General features: G+C 69.3%; 14 protein-coding genes. 7 read left to right on the forward strand and 7 right to left on the reverse strand.

From position 1 onward, the window contains the following. Window positions 1-173: 173 nt before the first annotated feature. The gene (locus tag HH212_RS15130; protein ID WP_170203229.1) at window positions 174-1,712 is read left to right on the forward strand and encodes an SGNH/GDSL hydrolase family protein; all 1,539 of its coding nucleotides are present in this window, start codon (window positions 174-176) and stop codon (window positions 1,710-1,712) included. Between the two features lie 26 nt (window positions 1,713-1,738). Here the strand turns inward: HH212_RS15130 and HH212_RS15135 are convergent, their stop codons facing one another. The 6 genes from HH212_RS15135 to HH212_RS15160 all read right to left on the reverse strand — a co-directional run bounded on the left by HH212_RS15135 (window position 1,739) and on the right by HH212_RS15160 (window position 7,659). After that, on the reverse strand, window positions 1,739-2,947 hold the full coding sequence (locus tag HH212_RS15135; protein ID WP_229217292.1) for a glycosyltransferase family 9 protein: 1,209 nt from the start codon (window positions 2,945-2,947) through the stop codon (window positions 1,739-1,741). Then, entirely contained in the window at window positions 2,944-3,507 is a 564-nt protein-coding gene (locus HH212_RS15140) for a D-glycero-alpha-D-manno-heptose-1,7-bisphosphate 7-phosphatase (RefSeq protein ID WP_170203230.1), read from the reverse strand. The genes HH212_RS15135 and HH212_RS15140 overlap by 4 nt, the downstream gene beginning before the upstream one ends. A 1-nt stretch (window position 3,508) precedes the next feature. Further along, a complete protein-coding gene (locus HH212_RS15145) occupies window positions 3,509-3,976 on the reverse strand; it encodes an SDR family NAD(P)-dependent oxidoreductase (protein ID WP_170203231.1) in 468 nt (155 codons plus the stop codon). A gap of 186 nt (window positions 3,977-4,162) precedes the next feature. After that, on the reverse strand, window positions 4,163-5,533 hold the full coding sequence (locus tag HH212_RS15150) for a glycosyltransferase (protein WP_170203232.1): 1,371 nt from the start codon (window positions 5,531-5,533) through the stop codon (window positions 4,163-4,165). A 30-nt stretch (window positions 5,534-5,563) separates the two neighbouring features. Continuing rightward, window positions 5,564-6,556, reverse strand: a complete 993-nt coding sequence (locus HH212_RS15155; protein ID WP_170203233.1) for a glycosyltransferase family 4 protein — start codon at window positions 6,554-6,556, stop codon at window positions 5,564-5,566. A gap of 272 nt (window positions 6,557-6,828) precedes the next feature. Then, on the reverse strand, window positions 6,829-7,659 hold the full coding sequence (locus HH212_RS15160; RefSeq protein ID WP_170203234.1) for a hypothetical protein: 831 nt from the start codon (window positions 7,657-7,659) through the stop codon (window positions 6,829-6,831). A gap of 345 nt (window positions 7,660-8,004) precedes the next feature. Between HH212_RS15160 and HH212_RS15165 the strand changes: the two genes are divergently transcribed. The 6 genes from HH212_RS15165 to HH212_RS15190 all read left to right on the forward strand — a co-directional run bounded on the left by HH212_RS15165 (window position 8,005) and on the right by HH212_RS15190 (window position 14,987). Next, window positions 8,005-8,250 carry a KGG domain-containing protein gene (locus HH212_RS15165; protein ID WP_170203235.1) on the forward strand — a complete coding sequence of 82 codons (246 nt, stop codon included), beginning with the start codon at window positions 8,005-8,007 and terminating at the stop codon, window positions 8,248-8,250. A gap of 187 nt (window positions 8,251-8,437) precedes the next feature. After that, on the forward strand, window positions 8,438-8,839 hold the full coding sequence (locus tag HH212_RS15170) for a hypothetical protein (RefSeq protein WP_229217293.1): 402 nt from the start codon (window positions 8,438-8,440) through the stop codon (window positions 8,837-8,839). Between the two features lie 95 nt (window positions 8,840-8,934). Then, window positions 8,935-10,059 (forward strand): M14 family metallopeptidase, encoded by a 1,125-nt coding sequence (locus tag HH212_RS15175; protein ID WP_170203236.1) that lies wholly within the window; start codon window positions 8,935-8,937, stop codon window positions 10,057-10,059. 4 nt (window positions 10,060-10,063) lie between these two features. Further along, window positions 10,064-10,540, forward strand: a complete 477-nt coding sequence (locus HH212_RS15180) for a CYTH domain-containing protein (RefSeq protein ID WP_170203237.1) — start codon at window positions 10,064-10,066, stop codon at window positions 10,538-10,540. Next, window positions 10,537-11,721 (forward strand): serine hydrolase domain-containing protein, encoded by a 1,185-nt coding sequence (locus HH212_RS15185; protein WP_170203238.1) that lies wholly within the window; start codon window positions 10,537-10,539, stop codon window positions 11,719-11,721. Before HH212_RS15180 ends, HH212_RS15185 begins: the two co-directional genes overlap by 4 nt. 155 nt (window positions 11,722-11,876) lie before the next feature. After that, the gene (locus HH212_RS15190) at window positions 11,877-14,987 is read left to right on the forward strand and encodes a PAS domain S-box protein (protein WP_170203239.1); all 3,111 of its coding nucleotides are present in this window, start codon (window positions 11,877-11,879) and stop codon (window positions 14,985-14,987) included. A gap of 69 nt (window positions 14,988-15,056) precedes the next feature. Here HH212_RS15190 and HH212_RS15195 read toward each other — a convergent pair whose 3' ends face one another. Next, on the reverse strand, window positions 15,057-16,331 hold the full coding sequence (locus tag HH212_RS15195; RefSeq protein WP_170203240.1) for a DUF2863 family protein: 1,275 nt from the start codon (window positions 16,329-16,331) through the stop codon (window positions 15,057-15,059). Window positions 16,332-16,392 lie beyond the last annotated feature (61 nt).

Consider the following 16,392-nt stretch of genomic DNA (forward strand, 5'->3'; position numbering starts at 1 on the left):
ACAAAAATAGTTCTTGCGCGCTACAAGTTCCCGCCGACTCATCGAGATAACGCAAAGAATCGGCCCGTTGCCGTCTTGTTACGGCAGAGGGCGCTGGCTAGATTGATCCTGCCGCCGGGGCCGCATGGCCGGCGCCGTCGGCGAACCCGATGCACACTTTCGAGGAGCAAGCGATGAAACCGATTCTGCGATCCATCTCCGGACTGAGACAACTTCTCGCCCCGCAGGCAGGCGTCCTGCAGCGCCGCCGCCGCGCCCTGGTGGCGGCCGTCACGCTGGCCGTGGCCGGCTTGTCGCTATCGCTGCCGCCGTCGCCGGCGATGGCGCAGGCGCGTCCCTGGGACGGCGAGCAATGGGTCGGCACCTGGGGCACGGCGCCGGCCGGCCCGCCGCTGGCCGCCCAGCTGCAAACCTTCAGCAACCAGACGCTGCGCATGATCGTCCATACCAGCATCGGCGGCGCGCAGGTGCGCATCCGCATCTCCAACGAGTTCGGCACCATGCCGCTGCGCATCGGCGAAGCCCACGTCGCCCTGCGCCAGGGCGGCGCTGCCATCGTCGCCGGCAGCGACCGTCCCCTGACCTTCGGCGGCGCCCGGTCGGTCACGATTCCGCCCGGCGCCCCGGTACTGTCCGACCCGGTGCAACTGGACGTGCCGGCGCTGTCCGACCTGGCGGTCAGCCTGTACCTGCCGGAGACGGTGCAGGCGAACACCCTCCACGGCGCGGCCTTCCAGACCAATTACGTTTCGTTGCCGGGCAATTTCACCGGCGCGGCGACGCTGCCGACCGACCGCACCATCACGTCCTGGCCCTTCCTGACGGAAGTCGACGTCGATGCCCCGGGCAGCGCCGCCATCGTGGCGCTGGGCGACTCGATCACCGACGGCGCCGTGACCACGGTCGACGCCAACCGCCGCTGGCCGGACCTGCTGGCACTGCGCCTGCAGACCACGCGCGACCTGGTGGCCGCATCGACGGGCCAGGCTGGGGGGGCTGCAGGCGGCGCCGGCCTGGCGGCGAACGCGCGCCTGGGCGTGATCAACCGCGGCATCGGCGGCAACCGCCTCCTGCGCGACCCGGGCGAGCAGCCGCTGTTCGGACGTGCGGCGCTGGCCCGTTTCGACCGCGACGTGCTGGCGACCGCCGGCGTGCGCTACATGGTGGTCCTGATCGGCATCAACGATATCGGCCATCCCGGCACCGGCACCATTCCGGCCTCCGAAGCGCCCACCGTGAGCGACCTGATTGCCGGCTACCGCCAGCTGATCGAGCGCGCCCACGCCAAGGGCATCGCCGCTTATGGTGCGACGCTGACGCCGTTCGAGGGTACCGTGTTCCCGGGCTACTATTCGCCGGAGAAAGAACAGATCCGCCAGGCCGTGAACGACTGGATCCGCAGCGGCGATGCCTTCGACGGCGTGATCGACTTCGAGCGCGCCGTGCGCGATCCGTCGCACCCGGCCCGGATGCTGCCGGCCTACGACAGCGGCGACCACCTGCATCCGAACGACCTCGGCATGCAGGCGATGGCGAATGCGATTCCGCTGGAATTGTTCCGCGGCCTGGGCAGCGCCGCCCGTGCCGCGACATCGGCGTCGGCCCTTGCTGTGCCGAATGGAACCAGGGCAGCGAACCCGGCCGATGCAGGCAGGGCAACCAGGGCGGCCAGGACCGCCAAGGCTGCCAAGCCGGCCGCTGGAGCGCGTTGAGGCGTGCAACGGGGTGTCACGACGTGTCATGACGTCGGCATGGTGTCCGCCTGCCGCGCCGGTTCCAGCAGCTCGCGCACCGCCTGCACGATGCGTTCCGGCGCGACGCCGTCCAGGCAGGCATGGTGGCCCATCGGGCAACTGCTCTTGAAGCAGAAACGGCAGGGCACGTCCTCGAACAGCACCCGGCTGCGCACCGCCCACGGCGTGTGCTGCGGATTGGTCAGCGCATACAGGTCGACCACAGGCGTGCCGAGCGCGGCGGCGATGTGCGCCGGGCCGGTGTTGTTGGTGATCGCCACCGCCGCCAGGCGCACGGCCGCGCCCAGTTCGCCCAGGCTCAGGCGGCCGGCCAGCGAGTGGACCGGGGCAGCGATGCCGGCGCCATCGCGCAACTGCCCGGCCAGTGCGCTTTCCGCGGCGCTGCCGGTCAGCACCAGCGGCAGGCCGGGGTGCTGCGCCAGCAGGCGCATCGCCTGCATCCAGCGGCCGGGCGGATAACGGCGCGCGGCGGCGCTGGCGCCCGGGTGGAGCAGCAGCCAGGGGCGGCCGGGATCGATGCCGGCGCTGCGCAGCAGGGCGCGCACCGTGTCCAGGTCGGCCGGACGCAGCGCGAACGACAGGCGCTGGTCCGCCGTGCGGCAACCGACCCGTTTCACCAGCGCGAGCTGGCGCTGCACTTCGTGGCGCACCATCGTGGCCGGCTCGGGATCGGCGACCCAGTCGCTCAGCAGGCGGTACGGGTTTTCGCGGCAATGGGCCAGCCGCAGCGGGATGCCGGCCAGGTGGCACAGCAGCGCCGCCGGCAGCGCGCTCTGGGTGTAGGTGGTGAAGATCACGGCGGCGTCGAAGGCGCGCGCGGCCAGCGCATCGGCCAGGCCGGCGACCGGCGCCGCTGCGGATTGCGGCCGCTCGGCCGGCCCCGCGCCGGCTGCCATGTCATCGTCCGGCCGGGCGCCGGATGACCCCTCACCGCCATCCTTCATCCACGGCGCCCGGTGCACGATGACGTCGTCGATTTCCGGAACGAAGGCAGCGGCAGCGGCGCCGGCCGGCGATGCGAGCAGCGTCAGGCTGCGTCCCGGCACGCTGTCGCGCAGCGCGCGCATGGCGGGCGTGCACATCAGCACGTCGCCGAGCGAGTCGAGGCGCACGCACAGGATGCGGCGCGCCCGGCGCCATGCCGGCGCCATGGCGGGCGCCGCCGCATCGAGGGGCGTCGTGTGCGCGTTCATGCCGGCTCCCCGTGGCTGGCGATCAGCACCGCCGCCGTGTACAGGTCGGGCGCCATGCGCGTCGGCACGCGGCGCGGACCGAGCCGCCATTCGGTTTCGTTGCCGTTGTCGAGCAGGACGGTGCGGCAGCCGGCGCGGTTGCCGGCCTCGACGTCGTGCAGGATATCGCCGATCATCCACGACGAATGCAGGTCGATGCCGTGCTCGTGCGCGGCCTGCAGCAGCAGGCCCGGCTCCGGCTTGCGGCAATGGCAATCGTGGGCGTAGGCGGTAACGCTGCCGCCAGGATGGTGCGGACAATAATAAAAGCCGTCCAGCGACAGCCGTTCGCGGAAAAGCAGGTCGCGCAGGCGGTCGCCGACCGCGTGCATGGAAGACTCGTCGAAGCGGCCGAAGGCGATGCCGGCCTGGTTGCTGATGACGAACAGCCGGTAGTCGAGGCGCGACAGCAGGCGCAGCGCGGGGCCGGCGCCGCTGCACAGGCTGATGCGGCGCGGTTCGACGTTGAAGGGCAGGTCGTCCACCAGCGTACCGTCCTTGTCCAGGAAGACGGCCTTCATGTCAGGGCCACGACGTTTCGTGCACCGGCAGCACGATGTCGCCGCCGGTGCCGCCGCCATTGCCGCCGGCTGCGGCGGCGCGCATGTGCGCGGCCGCGTGCTTGGCCAGCATGAACGGGCCGTTCAGGTTGGTGCCGACCACGCGCAGCCAGTCCTGTTCTGATAATTCGTCGATCGGCAGGGTGACGTCGGCGCCGGCGTTGTTGACGAGGATGTCGAGCCGGCCCATGGTGTCCAGCGTGCGCTCGATCGCCGGGCGCGCGGCGGACGGGTCGGCCACGTCCAGCGCCAGCGCCGTGGCGCGCACGTCGTAGCGCTGCAGCGCCGCGACGCCCGCCTGCAGCGGCTCGGGGCGGATGTCGGCGGCGACGATGTCGGCGCCGGCCCCGGCCAGCACGGCGGCCAGCGCGGCGCCCAGGCCGCTGGCGGCGCCGGTGATGAAGGCGACCTTGCCGCGCAGGCCGGGCACGTCGGCGGGGTCGTGCGGAAATGCAATCGGTGAAACGGGAACCGATGGGGCGCGAAGCGGCGATGCGGGGCGGGGGAGGTTACGTGATGGAATGTCTGCCATGCTGGCTCCTGGAGGGATCTCGTCGATGGATAGGCTTGCTTGCCGGTTCGATTGCACCGGACGGGTTGCTTCGAATGGGCGGCGTCACCCGGTTTCGGCCAGCACCGCCGCGTACACGTCCGCCACCTGGCGCGCGACCGTGCGCCAGGTGTAGTGCCGCGCCGCGCGCCGCTGCCCGGCCTCGCCCATGGCGCGCGCCAGCGCCGGATCGCGCTGCAGCGTGGCCAGGCGGTCGGCCACCGCCTGGGGGTCGCGCGAGGGCACCAGGAAGCCGGTAGCGCCGTCGATCACGGTGCTCTTGATGCCGCCGACCTCGGAACCGATCACCGGCCGCGCGCACGCCATGGCTTCCACCGGCGTGATGCCGAACGGCTCGTACCAGGGCGTGGTCACGAACACGTCGGCGGCGCCGTAGCAGTGGCGCAGTTCCGCGCGCGCCTTGCGGCCGAGGAAGTGCACGTGCTCGCCGATGCCGAGCCGGCGCGCGAGCGCCTGCAGGCGTACCGATTCCGGTCCGTCGTGGTTGTCGGTATCCGATCGTCCGTCGTGCCGGCGCGCACGGTCTTGCGCGTCGCCGCCGACCACCAGCAGCTGGGCATCGACGCCATGGCGCGTGCGCAGCAGTGCGATGGCGTCGATCACGGTGTCCACGCCCTTGCGCGGCACCATGCGTCCCAGCTGCAGCACGGTGAAGCGCGCGGGATCGAAGCGCGCGGCGCCGCGCCCGAGCAGGGCGCGCGCCGCCTCGCGTTGCAGCGGCCACAGTTCGTCCGGATCGAATCCGCAGGGCGCCAGCGCGATGCGCGCCGGACTGGCGCCGTACAGCCGCTCCATGTCCTGGCGGTCCTGGCTGCACTCGGCGATGATGCGGTCGGCCTGCTGCATCAGCGCGGCCTCGATGCGCACGCGCGCCGGCGGGAAGGCGTCGGCGGCGCGCTGGGCCAGGCGGCGCACCTGGCCCAGCGCGTGGAAGGTGATCACGAAGGGCAGGCCGAGCGCCTGCCTGAGGTGCTGGGCGACCATGCCGGACATGAAGAAATTGGCATGCACGATGTCGTAGGGTGCCGGCTGGTGGCGCGCGAAGCGGGTGACGAAGCGTGCGAACGCCTCGACGTGGGGCAGCATCTGTTCCTTCGGCACGTAATGGGCGGGGCCGGCCGGCACGTTGATCACGCGTACGCCCTGGTGCCAGTGCACCAGCTGCTTCCGGCCGATGGCGTCGCGCCGCGTGAACACGTCGACCAGGCAGCCGGACAGCGCCAGTTCGCGCGCCAGCTGCGCCACGTAGACGTTCTGGCCGCCGCAATCGATACCTCCCGGCGCCGCCAGCGGCGAAGCATGGTCGCTGATGAGGGCGATGCGCCGCGCGCGCGGCAGCCCGGGCGCGGCCGGCGTCCCGGCTGCGCCGGCTATGGCGGATGCGGCGGCGGAGGCGGCGGGCGGTTCGGTGAGCATGGAATCGTCGGGTCTCGTGTGGCGTCCCGGCTAGCCGGCGACGTGGCGCAGGGCGGCGTCCCAGTCGGCGCCGAACCGTTCGATGGAAAACCGTTCGCGCGCGCTGCGCCGTCCGGCCGCGCCCAGGCTGCGCGCCAGCACCGGATCGTCGAGCAGCGCGCGCATCGCGGCCTGCAGCAGGCGCGTGTCGGTGACGGCGACGCCGGACACCCCGTGTTCGATCACGGTGGCCATCTCGGCGGTGGCCAGGGCGACCACCGGAATGCCGGCCATCATCGCCTCGATGGCCGACAGGCTGAGGCTGGCATAGCGCACCGGGCTGAACACGAAACGGTAGCGCGCCGCGAACGCCGGCAACTGCGGATGGTCGATCTCGCCCAGGCCGCCCGCGCTGCCGCCGGCCGCGTCGCCGTCCAGCGAACCTATGCCGACCAGGTCGAGCGGCACCTGGGCGCGCAGCGCACCGAACAGGTCGGCCCCCATGCGCCGGCTGCGCCGCGCCAGGTGATTGGTGATGACCAGTCCGCGCGCGATGTCGCCGCGGTAGCGCACGCCGTCCGGAATCGTCACGCCGTGCTCGATCACGCGCGTGGGGCTGCGGCCGCTGTCCCACATCAATTGGTTGAACGGGGTGACGTGCACCAGCAGCACGTCCGGGTCGTCGACCGGGTGGCGCACGTCGGTCGGCCAGGCGGTGGCGCCGCCGGTGCCGGCGGCCAGGCCGGGCGGATCGTGCTCGAGGTAGATGCGCGGCAGGGCGCGCTGGGCCGGCGTCAGCAGCGCATGCTGGTCGGTGTGCCAGTGATGGTCTTCCTGGAACAGGATGCAGTCGAACTCGCGCTCGCGCGCCTGCTCCGCCGGCAGGTCGTGCACGTTGGGGCCGAAGGGGAAGGGGCCGCAGCGTCCGCCATAGCCCGGCGGCCGGCCCGGCCGGGACAGCACGTGAAATTCGTGCGGCGCATGCGACAGGTAATACAGGTAGCTGCCGTGCGTGTGCCAGGTCAGCACGTTCAGGCGGCGCATGGCGCCTCCAAAGGCGTCGCCGCAACAGGCGTAAGCAATCTCTCGTCGGGCATGGCTGGCTCGCTGGTTCGAATCCGTCGATGATGTGACCGGTTCGACCGCGAACGAAATGGCAGGGTTCCTGCACACCGGTGCAGCTTCAACCTGCGTCAATCAGAACCTGTCTCAGTGCATCGGGCGATGTCGCCTGGCCGGCGGAAAAAGAAAAGGCGCCCGCATGGGGCGCCCTGGATAAGGCGTGGCGGCCGGGCCGCCGGTAGCGGCAGCACCGCTCAAGGCTTGCGCTTGAACCCGGTATCGTCGTCCATGTTGCTGTCGCCGGCCAGGCGGTTGGCGAAGCCCGGGCTGCGCGGGTAGCCGCCAGCGGCATCGTTCGAATCGTGCACTTCCGTACCCTCGTCGCCGTCCGGACCGGTCTGGGAACCGGCGCGGTCGGTGCTGTGCTTGGCATGGTCGGCGCCGGCGTTGCCCGGCGAGCGCGGCAGGCCACCGGCCACGTCGTTCGACTGGTGCACGCCGCCGTGGTCGGCGCGCTGGTTGGACGCCATGTGCGAGCCGGCCACGCCTTCCTGGGTATTGCCGTGCTGCGCTTCCTGCCCGCCCTGGGCGTTGCCGCTGCCGACCGGCCGCGGCGGGATGGTACCGCCGTCGCGCACGGCGGTGTCGTTGACCGACTGCATGTTGCCGCGCGGGCTGACGTTCACGCTGTCGTCGCGCGACTGGTGGCCGACCGGTTCCTCGAGCACGCCGTAGGCGCTGGAACGCTGGGTTTCCATCACCCGCTGGTGGCTGTCGGTGATGCCCTTCACGGCGCCGCTGCCGCCGCTCAACTGGTTTTTCCCGGCGCCGCTCTGGAGCGAGGTACGGGTGCCGATTTCCGGATTCACGCCGCCGGTGTCGTCGGCCGCGCCCATGCCGTCGCTGCCGCTGCCCATCATGTCGCGTTGCGGATTGCTTCCCGACAGCACGCCGCTGCCCTGCGGATAGGTATGGTCGAGCGGCGCATTGCTGCGCACGGCCTTGCCTTCCGCACCGGGCGTGCCTTTTTCATTGGCGCCGTTGTTGGTCTGGTTGTTGAATTCGCTGCGCTGGTTTGCGTCCATGATCGTTTCCTTTCGAGCTGAACAGATGCTGGTAAGCGGATTCCTATCCGCCGGTTGCAGCCATGATGCCTCTTTGCCACGGTGTCCAGTATAGGAAGACGCAGCGGACATCTGTAGGACGAATACGGACGGAACGGTGTTAATTCTTTACTACTGGAAGTAAAGTTTCAATATTGAATTTTTTGTCTCATCTTGTCCTACAAAGTCATCTGAAAACGTCCTATATCGGCATTCACTTTGCATCCCTAAGATGTTCCCGACCGATCACTCAACGGCGCTTGCTCGATGGTATCGGCCAGCCTGCCGCAAGACGCGGCGGTTTCAATCGCACAAGGAGAGAGAACCATGGCATCAAGCAACCAGGGCAACAAGCAGAGCGGTGGCGGCACCAAGAACCGCGGTTTCGCATCGATGGACCCGGAGCGCCAGCGCCAGATCGCCAGCGAGGGCGGCAAGGCCGCTCACCAGAAGGGCACCGCACACGAGTTCACCTCGGAAGAAGCACGCCGTGCCGGCAGCATGAGCCACGGCAACCGTCAGTCGGCGTCGGGTTCGTCGTCGCGCAGCGCGTCGAAGGGCAACAAACAATAACGGATTCCATGCGCCAGGCGCGCCGTCATGGCCGCCTGGCACGACAGACAGCCGCGGCGCGGCCGGAAGAGGGGAGCGGAGGCGCTCCCCTTTTTGCGTGTGCGGTAGGCATTCTTTCGCACCTGTCACGAAGGGGATGCGGTAGAATCGCTGCGCTTTTCATATTGTCATTTCATAGGAATTGGTCGTGAAATCAGCGGTTATCCGTCAAGTCAAGAGCATGGCGATGTCATGCGACCGGGTCGGCAATCTGTTGCTGGTCAAGTTTTCCGCGCAGGGCGCCGGCGATGTCTGCGTGTTCCTGCCTGCCTCGATCGTGTTCTGGCTGCTGCAGCACCTGCCCGCCAACCAGGACCCGAACCTGCAGCCGCCGCCGGCGCCGCCGCAGATCACCCAGCTGGACTGGGACAATCCGCACGTGCCGCATGCCTTCACGGTCAACTGCAAGGTCTTGCCGGGCAAGATCAGCATGACCTTCAACCTGGACCGCAAACCCGACCTGACGGTCGTGCTCGACCGCAGCAACGTCGAGATGATGCGCCAGGTCATGCACGCCTACAGCCAGGAATTGATCGACCTGGACGCCTGAATCCGGCGGCCTGCGCGCCGCCATTCCGCCAGCCATGCGCCGGCGCCGGGGCATCGGCTATCATGCGTTTTTGAACGCGTTACGAAAGAACCGCCATGCCCATCAAGATCAGCCAGCACTTCGATTCCGGCGCCATCGACGTCGTCCAGGCCGACGATCCGCGCCGGATCGACCTGAACCTGCGCAAGGATTCGCACGCCGACATCCACCAGTGGTTCCACTTCCGCCTGCAGGGCGCGCGCGGGCAAGCCTGCACCATCCGCTTCCTGAACGCCGGCCAGGCCACCTATCCGAAGGGTTTCGAGGGTTATCAGGTGGCGGCCAGCTACGACACCGAACACTGGTTCCGGGTGCCGACCAGCTTCGACGGCCAGGTCATGACCGTCAACCATACCCCCGAGCTGGACAGCGTCTACTACGCCTACTTCGAACCGTATACCTGGGAACGCCACCTGCGCCTGCTGGGCGAGGTGGCGGAACACCCGCTGGTGCGCGTGCACGACATCGGCACCACGATCGACGGCCGCGACATGAACATGGTGGTGGTCGGCGATCCGCAGGCGGAAAAGAAGATCTGGGTGATCGCGCGCCAGCATCCGGGCGAGACCATGGCCGAATGGTTCGTCGAGGGCATGATGGATGCGCTGCTGGACGACGCCAACCCGGTCGCGCGCAAGCTGCTGCAGCGCGCCGTGTTCTACATCGTCCCGAACATGAACCCGGACGGCTCGGTGCGCGGCAACCTGCGCACCAATGCCGCCGGCGCCAACCTGAACCGCGAATGGATGACGCCGTCGCTTGAGCGCAGCCCGGAAGTGCTGTGCGTGAAGGACAAGATCCACGCCACCGGCGTCGACATGTTCTTCGACATCCACGGCGACGAGGCGCTGCCGTACAACTTCGTGGCCGGCTGCGAGATGCTGGAAGACTTCACCGAGGGACGCGCGGCGGCCCAGAACGCCTTCGTCGACCGCTACATGGCGTCCAGCCCGGACTTCCAGAACGTCTACGGCTACCTGGCCAGCAAGTACAACGAGGAACTGCTGACGCTGGCCTCGAAGTACATCGGCCACACCTTCAAGTGCCTGTCGCTGACCCTGGAACTGCCGTTCAAGGACAACGCCGACCTGCCCGACCCGCAGGTCGGCTGGAACGGCGCGCGCAGCGCGGCGCTGGGCGCGGCGATGCTGCAGCCGATCCTGCAATCGCTGGACGACTGACACCATGGGCATCGAGATCGAACGCAAGTTTCTGCTGAACGGCGATGACTGGCGCGGTCTCGGCCAGCCGACCCTGATGCGCCAGGGCTACCTGTGTGCCGACCCGGTGCGCACCGTGCGCGTGCGCATCGAAGGGGCGCGCGCCGTCGTCACCATCAAGGGCAAGAGCACGGGCGCCAGCCGCGGCGAGTGGGAATACGCCATTCCCGTGCCCGACGCCGCCGAGCTGCTGGAAGGCCTGTGCGAACAGCCGCTGGTGGAAAAGATCCGCCACCGCATCGCGCATGCCGGCCACGTCTGGGAAGTCGACGAGTTCCTGGGCCAGAACGCCGGCCTGATCGTGGCCGAGATCGAGCTCGGCGCCGAGGAGGAAGCCTTCGACAGGCCGGACTGGATCGGGCGCGAAGTCACCGGCGACAAGCGTTACTACAATTCCAGCCTGGTGCGGCTGCCGTATGCGCGCTGGAAGGACGGGGCATGAGGGCGCCCGCGCGCTTGCGCGGCCGCCGCGCCGTGCTGGCAGCCTGTTCCCTGGCCCTGCTTGCCGGCGTCGCCGCCGCGGCGCCGCAGGCGCCTGCCGTGCCGGCCGTCGCCGCCTCATCCTATTTTCCGCCGGCGGCCGGATGGGCGCACCGCACCCCGGCGCAGCTGGGGCTCGACCCGGCGAAACTGGCCGAGGCGGTCGCCTACGCCCAGTCGCACGAGACCGAGCGCGCACGCGATTTTTCCGACCAGCGCGCCACCTTCGGCGAGCCGCTCGGTTCGCTGCCGAGCAAGCGCGCCGCCACCAACGGCGTGGTCGTCTACAAGGGCTACGTGGTGGCCGAGTTCGGCGACACGCATTTCGTCGACCCGACCTATTCGGTGGCCAAGAGCATGCTGTCGACCGTGGCCGGGGTGGCGCTGCGCGACGGCCTCATTGCCGGCCTGGAGCAGCCGGTGGCGCGCAGCGTGGACGACGGCGGCTACGCCTCGGCCCACAATGCGACGATCACCTGGAAGCAGCACCTGCAGCAGGAATCCGAGTGGGAAGGCAGCCTGTGGGGCAAGAACGCCGACTTCATCGGCCACGATGCCTTCGGCGCCGGCGAGCGCAAGCCGCGTGCGCTGGGCGCGCCGGGCACGCATTTCGAGTACAACGACGTGCGCATCAACCGCCTGGCGCTGTCGCTGCTGCGGGTGTTCGGCAAGCCGCTGCCGGACGTGTTGCAGGAGCGGGTGATGGACCCGATCGGCGCCTCCAACAGCTGGAAATGGGTGCCATACACCAACAGCTACGTCGACATCGGCGGCCGGCAAGTCGCCTCCGTCAGCGGCGGCACGCGCTGGGGCGGCGGCATGTGGATCGATTCCTGGGACATGGCGCGCTTCGGCTACCTGTGGCTGCGCGGCGGCGCCTGGAATGGCCGCCAGATCCTGCCGCCGGACTACGTCAGGGCGGCGCTGCGTCCGAGCGAGAACGGCCCCGACTACGGCTACCTGTGGTGGCTCAACACCAGGGGCAAGAACCTGCCCGGCCTGCCGGCCACGGCCTACGCCGCGCTCGGCGCCGGCAGCAACGACATCGTGGTCTCGCCCGAGCACGACCTGGTGATCGTGTGGCGCTGGCATGCCGGCAATCCGGCCGAGTTCGCCAAGCGGGTGATCGCCGCGGTCCGCTGAAGCGGACGCCCCTTTCAGCCACATTGTGTAAATATATGAACGGCAGCGCGGAGGTGCTTGCCGCGCTTCTGCGTGTCGTATATCGTCACTTTCATCAAATAAATTGATTGCCGAATGCTTTTTGTTGGATAAAATCAATTAAAATTGCGTATTTCATGTCGCCTCAACCCGAACCAAGCGTGGATGTACTGGCGGCGCCCGTAGGGCTGCAATTGTTCGAAGGCAGCCCGGATTGCGTCAAGCTGCTCAGCCTCGACGGCTGCCTGCTGGCCATGAACAAGAATGGCCAATGTGCCATGGAAATCGACGATTTCTCGAACGTGGCCGGTGCAGCCTGGACCGCGTTCTGGCCGCAGGAAAGCCGCGCCGCGATCGAAGATGCGATCGCCACCGCCGTCCGCGGCGGCAGCGGCCATGTTAAAGCCTTTTGTCCGACCGCGCGCGGTACGCCGAAGTGGTGGGACGTGACGATGATGCAGGTGATCGGCGTGGACGGGGAAGCCGGCAATTTGCTGGCGGTGTCGCGCGACATTACCGCTACCCACCAGGCCGAGCGTGCGCTGCACGCCAGCGAAGCGCGTTTCCGCTCGCTGGTCACCGCCACCAGCGCCATCGTGTGGGAATCGCCGGGCGAAGGCGGTTTCGCCGCCGAGCAGCCGGCCTGGGCCGCGTTCACCGGCCAGGGTTTCGCCCAGTACCGTGGCGCCGGCTGGCTGGCCGCCGTGCACCCCGAGGACCGCGCCGCCACGCTGGCGGCCTGGGACCGGGCCGTGGCCACGCGTTCGATCTACGGTTGCCAGCACCGCCTGCGGCGCGCCGACGGGCAATACCGCCACATGAGCGTGAAGGGCGTGCCGATCTTCGACGACGGCGGCGCCGTCACGGAGTGGGTGGGCGTGCATACCGACATCACCGACGACATCCGCACCCATGCCGAGCGCGAGCGCCTGCTGGCCGAGGTGCGCGCCGCCAACGAGCGCATGGGCGACATCTTCCGCCAGGCGCCGGCCTTCATGTGCGTGCTGCGCGGTCCGGAGCACGTGTTCGAGATGGTCAACGACCGCTACCTGCAGCTGGTCGGCAACCGCGACCTGGTCGGGCAGCCGATCCGCCAGGCCCTGCCGGAAGTGGAAGGACAGGGGTTCTTCGAGCTGCTCGACCGCGTGTACCGCACCGGCGAGCCGTTCTTCGGCTTCGAGATGCCGGTGCTGCTGCAGCGCGAGCCGGGCATGCCGCTCGAGGAACGCTTCAGCGACCTGGTCTACATGGCGCTGCGCGACGCCGACGGCGCGGTGACCGGCCTGCTGGTGCACGGCGTCGACCAGACCCACCGCAAGCAGGCCGACATCGCGCTGCACGAAAGCCGCGAGCGCTTCGAGAAGATCGTCAGCCAGGCCACCACCGGCGTGGTCGAGATGGATACCGCGGGCCGGATCACCTTCGTCAACCAGAAGTACGCCGACATGCTGGGCTACCGGCCCGGCGAATTGATCGGCGTCGAGGTCGAGCGCATCACCGCGCCGGATTCGCTCGGCGCCACCCTCGACCTGGTCGGCGGTCTGCGCGCTGGCGGCGACGGCGGCATCATCGACAAATACTACCTGCGCAAGGACGGCTCGACGATGCCGGCCACCAGCGCCATCAACGCCCTGCGCGGCCCGGACGGCGAATTCCAGGGCGTGGTGGCGATCGTGCTCGACACCACCGAGAGCAAGCGCGCCGCGCGCATGCTGCGCGCCAGCGAGGAACGCTACCGCACCCTGTTCGAATCGATGGACCAGGGTTTCTGCATCATCGAGATGCTGTTTGACGCCGCCGGCAAGCCGGTCGACTACCGTTTCGTCGAGATGAATCCGACCTTCGAGCGCCATACCGGCCTGGCCGACGTCGCCGGCAAGCGCGTCCGGGAACTGGTGCCGGATCTGGACGGCTTCTGGATCGACACCTACGGCAAGGTGGCGCTCAGCGGCGAGCCGATGCGCTTCGAGAACGAGGCCGGCGCCATGGCGCGCTGGTTCGACGTCTACGCGGCCCGCATCGGCGGCGAAGGCAGCAGCCTGGTGGCGCTGCTGTTCAGCGACATCACGGCGCGCAAGCAGGCCGACGAAAAGCTGCGCACGCTGGCCGCCGACCTCTCCGAAGCCGACCGCCGCAAGACCGAGTTCCTGGCCACGCTGGCGCACGAATTGCGCAATCCGCTGGCGCCGATCCGCAGCGGCCTGGGCGTGATGCGCCTGAGCGGCGACAACCCGGCCACCGTCGCCAAGGTGCGCGCGGTGATGGAGCGGCAGGTCGGCCACATGGTGCACCTGATCGACGACCTGCTCGACGTCGCCCGCATCAGCGGCGGCAAGCTGGAACTGAAAAAGGCGCGCGTCGACCTGCACGAGGTGCTGGCCAGCGCGGTCGAGACCAGCATGCCGATGATCGAGGCCGCCGGCCATGCGCTGGCGCTGGAGCTGGCACCTGAGCTGGCACCTGAGGCGTTCGCGGCCGACGTCGACGCCACCCGCATTTCGCAGGTGGTGGCCAACCTGCTCAACAACGCCGCCAAGTACACCCCGGCCGGCGGACGCATCGGGCTGGCGCTGCGGCGCGACGGCGGCGATGCGCTGGTCACGGTGGCGGACAACGGCGTCGGCATCCCGGCCGAGGCGCTGCCCACCGTGTTCGACATGTTCACCCAGGTCGGACGCAACATCGACCGCGCCCAGGGCGGCCTGGGCATCGGCCTGTCGCTGGTGCGGCGCCTGGTGGAGATGCATGGCGGCAGCGTGAGCGTGCACAGCGACGGTGCCGGCGCCGGCAGCGTGTTCACGGTGCGCCTGCCGCTGGCGCCGGCGCCAAGCGAGGCCGCGCCGGCGCCCGCGCCGGGCGGCGCCGCGCCGGCCGCGCCGGGCTTGCGCGTGCTGGTGGTGGACGACAACGTCGACGCCGCGGCGACGCTGGCGATGATCCTGGAAATGCAGGGCCACGCGACGCGCGTGGCGCACGACGGCGTCGAGGCGATCGCCGCGCTGGCGGAATTCACGCCGCAGCTGGCCTTGCTCGATATCGGCATGCCGCGCATGAACGGCTACGAGACCGCGCTGGCGATGCGCGCCGTGCCGGGCCTGGAGCAGCTCAGGCTGGTCGCCCTGACCGGCTGGGGCGCCGACGACGACCGTAAGCGTTCGCGCGAGGCCGGCTTCGACCACCATTTGACCAAGCCGGTGCAGATGGCCGAACTCGAGCGCCTCCTGGCGCGGGCGGCCGGGGCGGACTGACGGGGGAGGGAGGACGCGGCATGCACGGCCGCGTCGGGCGGCGCCGGCGGCGGCCGGCGCCGTGCAAGGTCAGTGGAAGTGCTCGTTCCCGGCCGGCGCGTCTTCCGGCATCTCGGCGTGCACCAGTTCGCCGGACGGGTCGGCGAACAGCGGCGCGCCGCAATCGTCGCAGTATTCCGCGACGTAGCGTTCGCCGATGCGCTTGACGTGGCTGACGCCGACTTCGTGCAGGTGCCCGACGATCTCCTCGACCGGCGGCAGCGGACCGGCACCCGCCGGGGCGCCCTCGGCCGGCGCGCCGTCCTCGTCTTCCTGGCCGTACAGCGGCCAGACGATGCCGTACACCACGTCGGTCGACTGGCGCAGCGTGAAGCCGACGCGGTATTCGTCGACCTGGCTGTCGCCGGGCTCGTCGCCGAAGCCGGCCACCACGGCGCGCAGGTCGGACGGCTCCACGTTCAGCGTGTGGGTCAGGTAGTGCACGGCGGCGCGGATCGAGACCGGACGGACCTGGCGGTCGGCTTCGCGGCAGGCCATGTAATAGGCTTCCGGCAGCAGCAGTTCGACGCCGCAGCCCGGCAGCAGGCGCGTGACGTTGGGGCCGGCCTGGGCGCGCCACTGTTCCAGCGCGGCCTCGCGCACCGCCTCGAAGTTCAGGTGGTGCTGCGCTTCCTGCCAGCGGAACAGTGGCGCATCCTTGCGCGCCACCACGGCGATCAACAGGTAACGGGTGTCGGCCAGGAACTGCGAGGTGTCCGGGCCGGGCGCGGCCGGCTTCACGCCGCTGCCGTTCTTGTTGCCGTTGCCGCCGTTGTTCTTGTGGGCGGCCTGGGCCAGCTTGTGGGTCAGCGCATAGGTCTCGGCGTGGGTGCGCGGCAGCTGGTCGATCGAATACAGCGTCGGCGCCACGGCGGCCTGCGCGCCTTCTGCCAGCAGGTGGGCGCTGAAGTGGGCGCCGAGGGTGGCCAGCACGTCGTTCGGGATGGTGCCGGAGGCGATGGCGAAACGGGTCCAGGCCAGCACCGGGGCGGCCACCAGCAGCGCCTGCCAGCAGACTTCGCCGTCGGCGCCCTGTTCGAGCATGGTCGAGGATTCGCTGACCGCTTCGACGCCGTCCATCAGCACGTCGTACACCGCCAGTTCGCCCTTGAACAGGACATTCAGGGCGGCGTCGATGCTGTCCTGGTGGTTGGTCTTGAGCAGCTTCTGCAACTGCTGGTCGAGGTTGCGCTCCCAGGTCCGTTCTTCGACGCGGCTGGCGGCCTGCACGATGGCCTGGCTGATACTGACGAGACGCTGGCTGTCTGCCGATAATTTGGTTGAATCTTTGGAGGAGCGACGCATAGCGCTTGAGGAGTCTCTTCAGTGGATGAATGGAGGTCGGACCGACAGTCCGAAGGGGTCA

Origin of the sequence: Massilia forsythiae (genome assembly GCF_012849555.1) — a bacterium.
Taxonomy (GTDB): Bacteria; Pseudomonadota; Gammaproteobacteria; order Burkholderiales; family Burkholderiaceae_D; genus Telluria; species Telluria forsythiae.

What these genes read in the sequence shown, in the direction of transcription:
- HH212_RS15130 (WP_170203229.1), top strand. Translation starts at nt 174, where the DNA reads ATGAAACCGATTCTGCGATCCATCTCCGGACTGAGACAACTTCTCGCC.
- HH212_RS15135 (WP_229217292.1), bottom strand. Translation starts at nt 2,947, where the DNA reads ATGAACGCGCACACGACGCCCCTCGATGCGGCGGCGCCCGCCATGGCG.
- HH212_RS15140 (WP_170203230.1), bottom strand. Translation starts at nt 3,507, where the DNA reads ATGAAGGCCGTCTTCCTGGACAAGGACGGTACGCTGGTGGACGACCTG.
- HH212_RS15150 (WP_170203232.1), bottom strand. Translation starts at nt 5,533, where the DNA reads ATGCTCACCGAACCGCCCGCCGCCTCCGCCGCCGCATCCGCCATAGCC.
- HH212_RS15155 (WP_170203233.1), bottom strand. Translation starts at nt 6,556, where the DNA reads ATGCGCCGCCTGAACGTGCTGACCTGGCACACGCACGGCAGCTACCTG.
- HH212_RS15160 (WP_170203234.1), bottom strand. Translation starts at nt 7,659, where the DNA reads ATGGACGCAAACCAGCGCAGCGAATTCAACAACCAGACCAACAACGGC.
- HH212_RS15165 (WP_170203235.1), top strand. Translation starts at nt 8,005, where the DNA reads ATGGCATCAAGCAACCAGGGCAACAAGCAGAGCGGTGGCGGCACCAAG.
- HH212_RS15175 (WP_170203236.1), top strand. Translation starts at nt 8,935, where the DNA reads ATGCCCATCAAGATCAGCCAGCACTTCGATTCCGGCGCCATCGACGTC.
- HH212_RS15180 (WP_170203237.1), top strand. Translation starts at nt 10,064, where the DNA reads ATGGGCATCGAGATCGAACGCAAGTTTCTGCTGAACGGCGATGACTGG.
- HH212_RS15185 (WP_170203238.1), top strand. Translation starts at nt 10,537, where the DNA reads ATGAGGGCGCCCGCGCGCTTGCGCGGCCGCCGCGCCGTGCTGGCAGCC.
- HH212_RS15190 (WP_170203239.1), top strand. Translation starts at nt 11,877, where the DNA reads ATGTCGCCTCAACCCGAACCAAGCGTGGATGTACTGGCGGCGCCCGTA.
- HH212_RS15195 (WP_170203240.1), bottom strand. Translation starts at nt 16,331, where the DNA reads ATGCGTCGCTCCTCCAAAGATTCAACCAAATTATCGGCAGACAGCCAG.